General features: G+C 47.1%; 6 protein-coding genes. 3 read left to right on the top strand and 3 right to left on the bottom strand.

Annotated features, from left to right (window positions below):
• Positions 1–108: 108 nt before the first annotated feature.
• Positions 109–1,320 carry a tyrosine--tRNA ligase gene (tyrS, locus tag QEZ41_RS11080; protein WP_289411657.1) on the bottom strand — a complete coding sequence of 404 codons (1,212 nt, stop codon included), beginning with the start codon at positions 1,318–1,320 and terminating at the stop codon, positions 109–111.
• A 258-nt stretch (positions 1,321–1,578) separates the two neighbouring features.
• Between tyrS and QEZ41_RS11075 the strand changes: the two genes are divergently transcribed.
• The gene (locus tag QEZ41_RS11075) at positions 1,579–2,994 is read left to right on the top strand and encodes a peptidoglycan DD-metalloendopeptidase family protein (RefSeq protein ID WP_289411656.1); all 1,416 of its coding nucleotides are present in this window, start codon (positions 1,579–1,581) and stop codon (positions 2,992–2,994) included.
• Positions 2,995–2,999: 5 nt separating this feature from the next.
• A complete protein-coding gene (locus tag QEZ41_RS11070) occupies positions 3,000–4,091 on the top strand; it encodes an anhydro-N-acetylmuramic acid kinase (protein ID WP_289411655.1) in 1,092 nt (363 codons plus the stop codon).
• On the opposite strand, the gene erpA is transcribed toward QEZ41_RS11070, so the two are convergent.
• On the bottom strand, positions 4,088–4,441 hold the full coding sequence (gene erpA / locus QEZ41_RS11065; RefSeq protein WP_289411654.1) for an iron-sulfur cluster insertion protein ErpA: 354 nt from the start codon (positions 4,439–4,441) through the stop codon (positions 4,088–4,090). The genes QEZ41_RS11070 and erpA overlap by 4 nt on opposite strands.
• 64 nt (positions 4,442–4,505) lie before the next feature.
• Complete coding sequence (gene argC / locus QEZ41_RS11060) at positions 4,506–5,540, bottom strand: N-acetyl-gamma-glutamyl-phosphate reductase (protein WP_289411653.1); 1,035 nt, start codon at positions 5,538–5,540, stop codon at positions 4,506–4,508.
• Positions 5,541–5,686: 146 nt separating this feature from the next.
• On the opposite strand from argC, the gene hemJ reads away from it, so the two are divergent.
• Positions 5,687–6,115 (top strand): protoporphyrinogen oxidase HemJ, encoded by a 429-nt coding sequence (gene hemJ / locus QEZ41_RS11055; RefSeq protein WP_289411652.1) that lies wholly within the window; start codon positions 5,687–5,689, stop codon positions 6,113–6,115.
• Positions 6,116–6,129: the final 14 nt, after the last annotated feature.

Below are 6,129 nucleotides of genomic sequence, written 5' to 3'. Positions count from 1 at the left end.
AGTGCGTCGCTGCATCTGAGGTGGCGTATTATAGAGGCCAATCTTTTTACGTCAAGGGGTTTTAAAAAATAATTTTTTGCCGCCCTACTTTTGACAGTACGGCGCACCCTAAACTCTATTGACTAGCTTCACTCTTGCGAAACTTCTCTTACCCGCCTGACAGACATACTCTCTACCCAGCTCACAAACAAACTCTTTTTGCACCACAGCGCCATCAACTTTTACACTGCCGTTTTCGAGCAAGTTGCGCGCACTAGCGGCATTTTTTACCAAACCTGCACGATTAAGCACCGCAGCAATCGGTAATTCATTATCGGCCTGTACTTCCTTGTACGGCAGGTCTTCCGGTAGTTCTCCATCTGCCAACCTATTACCCACCGACATGTGCGCGCCGGCTGCCGCTTCTTCACCATGAAAACGTGCAATGAGCTCGCGCGCCAACTCTATTTTGATGTCTCTGGGATTCGCGCCAGCCGCTACGTCTTGCTGCAACTGCTTAATGTACTTAATGGGTTTAAAGCTGAGCAACTCGTAGTAGCGCCAGATAAGCTCATCAGGCATTGAAACGATCTTGTTAAACATCACCCCAGGTGGCTCTTGAATACCTACATAGTTGCCAAGCGATTTGGACATTTTTTTCACCCCATCCAAACCCTCCAGCAAAGGCACCGTGATAACACATTGCGGCTCCATGCCGTAACTGCGCTGTAGCTCGCGCCCCATCAACAAGTTAAAGGTCTGATCCGTCCCACCTAGTTCAACATCCGCCTTTAAAGCAACCGAATCGTAACCCTGCACCAACGGATACAAAAACTCATGTATCGCAATAGGCTGCTGACTGGTATAGCGGTTATGAAAATCTTCGCGCTCAAGCATTCGCGCAACCGTATAAGTAGAAGCCAGCTTTATGAAATCCACCGGCGTTAGCTCATTGAGCCAAGTCGAGTTAAATGCCACTTCAGTTTTTTGCGGATCTAAAATTTTGAACACTTGCTCTTTATAGGTTTCAGCGTTGGCCAAAACCTGCTCACGGGTTAATGGCGGGCGCGTCGCACTTTTCCCACTTGGGTCGCCAATCATGCCGGTAAAATCACCAATCAGAAAAACCACATGGTGCCCGAGCTCTTGAAATGCTCTCAATTTATTAATCAGCACTGTGTGACCAAGATGCAAATCAGGCGCAGTCGGGTCAAAACCCGCTTTAATGCGCAACGGCACGCCTTTACGTAATTTCTCTACTAATTCAGATTCAACCAGCAGGCTCTCTGTTCCCCGTTTAATTATTTCAAGCTGCTCATCGACTGACACATTTATTGACATACGTCTCCCACCTAATTTTTTATTCATTAAAATCAATACACGCGAATCATAATAAACTTGTTTGCTGAACGCTTGTCAGATGCTTTTCGCCAACCGCTATCTGAACCGAAGCACCTTAACAGATGCTACTAACCTAGAAAAAAGTATAACAAGCACCCATTATCATCTGTTTTTATTGCTTTTAGTGAAGATATCCCTTGCAACCCGTAAGCTTTGCTTATACTTTACCAGTTATTTTTACTAGACCTATTAATTATTATGACTACAGAACATATTTCCACCGAGCCTACGGGCGAGTTGTCTTATCCAAAAAATAGACTACTTGCAGCCAGCGGAATCACAGCTTTACTGTGTTTTACTTTGATGGTTTACCCCTCGCGCCAAGTTGAAGCCAAGAAAACTTTTCTTGATGTGTCCTCTGAAGAAGTCTCCTACATTGACCAACAAACTGAGTTTTTTGACGGCATCGATACCGACACTGAGTTCGCCGGCATTGAAGACACTTACAGCCTTGAAGACGAACCTACCGACGAGCCCTTGACCCCCACGGCTGAAGTTGACCAAGATACCCAGCAAATCGTAGTGGTTAAAAGCGGTGATACGCTATCAAGTATTTTCTCCAATGTGGGTCTAAGCAATGCTGTTTTGATGGGAATTCTTGAGCAAGATCCTAAAGCCAAGCGCTTTACCAATCTGAAGATCAATCAAAAACTGGTTTTTACCTTCAACCCTGACCGTACACTTAAAGAATTAGCCAGTGATATCAGCCCACTAAAAAGCATTCATATTACTCAAGCCGCTGCCAGCGACACCTATAGCTTTAGCGAGCAGGTTAAGCAAACATCAACAGAGCATAAAGTGGTTTCTGGCACCATTTCGCAAACCCTGCTCGGCGCAACAAAAGAAGCTGGTCTGCCTTACAAGCTCACTCTGGATCTGGCTAACATCTTTGGCTACGACATCGATTTTGCGCAAGACCTGAGAAAAGGCGATAATTTCAGTGTTGTTTACGAGCAGAAAAAAATAGATGACAAGGTCGTTAGCAGTGGCAATATTTTAGCCGCCCAGTTTACTAACAGAGGCAAAACCTATACCGCTGTTCGTTATACCAACAAACAAGGCTATACAAGCTATTACGATGACAAAGGCAGCAGCACACAGAAAGCTTTTATTCGCACCCCTGTTGATTTTAGCCGCATTAGTTCAAGATTCAACCTAGGCCGCAAACATCCAGTACTCAACACTATTCGTGCACACAAAGGCGTGGATTATGCTGCCCCTATAGGCACACCCGTAAAAGCCACCGGGGACGGTAAAATAATTGTGGCGGGCCGCCGTGGTGGTTATGGCAATACAGTAATTATTCAGCACGGCAACAAATACCGCACTGTATACGCTCACCTTAGAGGTTTCGCTAAAGGTATCCGCAGTGGCTCACAAGTCAAACAAGGGCAGGTTATTGCTTACGTTGGAACCACAGGTTTATCGACGGGACCACACCTGCATTATGAATTTCAGGTTAATGGCGCACACGTTGATCCACTCAGCCATACGCTGCCCGCAGCAGACCCTATTCCAAAAAACGAGCTTGCTCGTTTCAAGCAACAAGCAGCTCCTCATCTAGCTATGCTTGAACAAAGCAATGCGCAGATTGCGATGGCTGATAAAGAGTAAGTTCGGTGCTCAAATACATAGGCATAATGTCAGGCACCAGTTTGGATGGGCTTGACATATGCCTAGTGGAAATAAACAGCACGATACAGCTCATCGATAGTACCTATCTCGATTTTCCCTCCGAGCTTCGCCAAGAGCTTTTACAACTTTGCTCCCCCACACATAACGAACTTGAACGCCTATCGCTGGCTGAACAACAGTGGGCCAGACTCGCTGCTCAAGGTGTGAAGCAACTGTTACAACAGCAAAATCTTACAGCAGCTGATATCACGGGCATTGGCAGTCACGGGCAAACTATTCGTCATCATCCAGAATTAGGTTTCAGCGTTCAAATTGGTGCTCCCGCTTTGTTAGCCGAGCTTACCAACATCAGTGTCGTCAGTCATTTCCGTCAACGTGATATCGCTGCAGGTGGTCAAGGTGCACCGCTTGTCCCAGCCTTCCATGAATGGGTGTTTAAGCCAGACGCACGCAGCAAAGCGATCGTCAATATCGGCGGCTTTAGTAATATTACTTTTTTAAACGCTAACTTACCTACCACCGGCTTTGATTGCGGTCCTGGCAACGCGTTACTCGATGCTTGGATACAGCAGCATCAACAGCAGTTATACGACAATAATGGCGCATGGGCTGCATCGGGTGTGCTCTCTGAGAGGCTTTTACAGCAGCTGCTACTGGCTGATTTCTTCCATCAACAAGGACCTAAAAGCACTGGGCGCGAGCTATTTAACCTACCTTGGCTATCACAACAGCTCAGCAGTTTTCCTGAACTATCTACCGCTGATGTGCAGTGTACGTTGGTAGAGCTAACCGCTACAGCTATTAGTCAAGCCGTTCAGCAACACTCACAGGCTGTGCAGGAGCTTTGGGTGTGTGGTGGTGGCGCGCACAACGGTTATTTGCTTAAACGACTCAGCGCGCATTTGCCCAACACTAAGGTCGGCGTAACCGACGAACAGGGTGTGCCAGCAGACTGGATGGAAGCCATGGCTTTTGCTTGGCTCGCTTACTGTTGTTTAACCAAGCAGCCTGCTAACTTGCCCGAGGTGACTGGCGCCCAAGGACCTAGAATATTAGGCGCTATTTACCCAGCCTAGACGGAGAAGGACGAACCGCAACCACAGGTGGTGGTGGCGTTAGGGTTATTGATAATGAAGCGCGAGCCTTCTAGACCTTCGGTATAGTCCACCTCAGCACCTGCTAAATACTGAAAGCTCATAGGATCAACTACTAGTCTAACGCCTTCGCGATACACGACCGTATCATCCTCAGCGAGTTCTTCATCGAAAGTAAAGCCGTACTGGAAACCGGAACATCCGCCGCCTGTAATAAATACACGCAGCATCAGACGATCATTGCCTTCTTCATCAATCAGGCTCTTAACTTTCTGGGCAGCGACCTCGGTAAAATGCATTGCCGCTGTTGGCTCGAATGATTCAACACTCATAGTTTATGTCTCACTAAAAAACTTTTGTATATCCTATCAAATTAGTCAAGTATCTGCACTGATTTTATGGCATTAATGCAGGAGCGTGCAAACCCAGCTTTTCATCTAGAGCAAACATAATATTCATATTCTGCACGGCTTGACCGGAAGCGCCCTTCACGAGGTTATCGATGGCCGACAAAATCACCACTTTGCTGCCATTTTGTGGGCGTTGCACAGCAATGCGGCACATATTAGAGCCCTTAACGCTGCGCGTTTGCGGGAGCATTCCTGCAGGCAGCACATCGACAAAGGGTTCGCTAGCATAACGTTGTTCGAACAGCTGCTGCACATCAATAGTTTGATCAATGTCAGCGGTATAGAGCGTGGCGTGAATCCCACGAATCATCGGCACTAAATGCGGCACAAAGGTAACTTGCATAGCTTTCTTAGCTGCACGTGAGAGACCTTGCTCAATCTCAGGCAAGTGACGGTGTCCGTTCACTGCGTAAGCCATTACGTTCTCGGTGGCCTCACAGAATAATGAGCCCAGCTTGGTTCCGCGACCCGCACCACTAACCCCTGAAACACAGCTTGCGATTAAATGCTGGCCATTCAACAGGCCTTGCTCGGCTAAGGGTAAGAAACCCAGTTGCACGGCGGTAGGGTAACAGCCGGGGACAGCGATTAAGCGCGCACCTTTGATGTTCTCTCGATTCACTTCAGGTAAGCCGTAAACCGCTTGGCTCATTAGCTGCGGTGCGCCATGGGCTTGGCCGTACCACTTCTCCCACAGTGCAATATCCTCTAAGCGAAAATCAGCCGACAGATCAATCACTCGGGTTCCGGTTGCCAGAATGTCTGCGGCCATGCCGTGCGCGACGCCATGCGGAGTGGCAAAAAATACGACGTCACAGGTTCCTAGCTCTTGCGCACTGGGATTACTGAATTTTAGATCATCATAGTAGCCACGTAAATTTGGGTACATATCCACCACGGATACGCCTTCTTCGGTACGCGAGGTAATTATTTCTACCTGCGCCTGCGGATGCTGCGACAAAATGCGTAACAGCTCCACGCCTGTGTAGCCGGTACCCCCGACAATAGCGACCTTTATCATCACCACACCTCAAGCTCTGAACAAAATTTATGTTTGCAAGATGAATACTGAGTTACAACGTACTACTATAGTAACAAAATTCCCAAGTTAGCAGCGCAATTAATCCCTAGGGATTTGCTTTAAATTTCGTACTGGAGCTACACCTAATGACCTATCTTTGGCTAAAAGCCTTACATATCATCGCGGTAATTTGCTGGTTTGCCGGCTTGTTTTATCTGCCTAGACTCTTTGTTTATCATGCTTCTAGCGATGACCAAGTAAGTCACGAGCGTTTTTGCATTATGGAGCGCAAACTTTACCGCGGTATTATGCACCCCTCCATGGTTGCCACGGTAATTTTTGCTGTCAGCATGCTGTACATTAATCCAGCCTTACTCAAAATGCCCTGGATGCATATAAAAATCACCCTTGGTTGCTTGCTGATTGTTTATCATTTTTCACTGGGCATGTTTCTCAAGCGCTTTGCCACCCAAGCTAACAGCAAATCCCATGTATTTTACCGTTGGTATAACGAACTGCCGGTCATTTTCTTGTTGGCAATCGTATTTTTAGCCATCTTAAAGCCCAGCTTTTAAATAGACGCTGTAGC

The sequence above is a fragment of the Thiopseudomonas acetoxidans genome (assembly GCF_030362935.1).
Taxonomy (GTDB): domain Bacteria; phylum Pseudomonadota; class Gammaproteobacteria; order Pseudomonadales; family Pseudomonadaceae; genus Thiopseudomonas; species Thiopseudomonas acetoxidans.
Note: the sequence above shows the minus strand (reverse complement) of the source record. Positions and strands in the feature narration are given on the sequence as shown.

Excerpts from the sequence above, each read along its gene's own strand:
- tyrS (WP_289411657.1), bottom strand. The coding sequence starts at position 1,320 with ATGTCAATAAATGTGTCAGTCGATGAGCAGCTTGAAATAATTAAACGG.
- QEZ41_RS11075 (WP_289411656.1), top strand. The coding sequence starts at position 1,579 with ATGACTACAGAACATATTTCCACCGAGCCTACGGGCGAGTTGTCTTAT.
- erpA (WP_289411654.1), bottom strand. The coding sequence starts at position 4,441 with ATGAGTGTTGAATCATTCGAGCCAACAGCGGCAATGCATTTTACCGAG.
- argC (WP_289411653.1), bottom strand. The coding sequence starts at position 5,540 with ATGATAAAGGTCGCTATTGTCGGGGGTACCGGCTACACAGGCGTGGAG.
- hemJ (WP_289411652.1), top strand. The coding sequence starts at position 5,687 with ATGACCTATCTTTGGCTAAAAGCCTTACATATCATCGCGGTAATTTGC.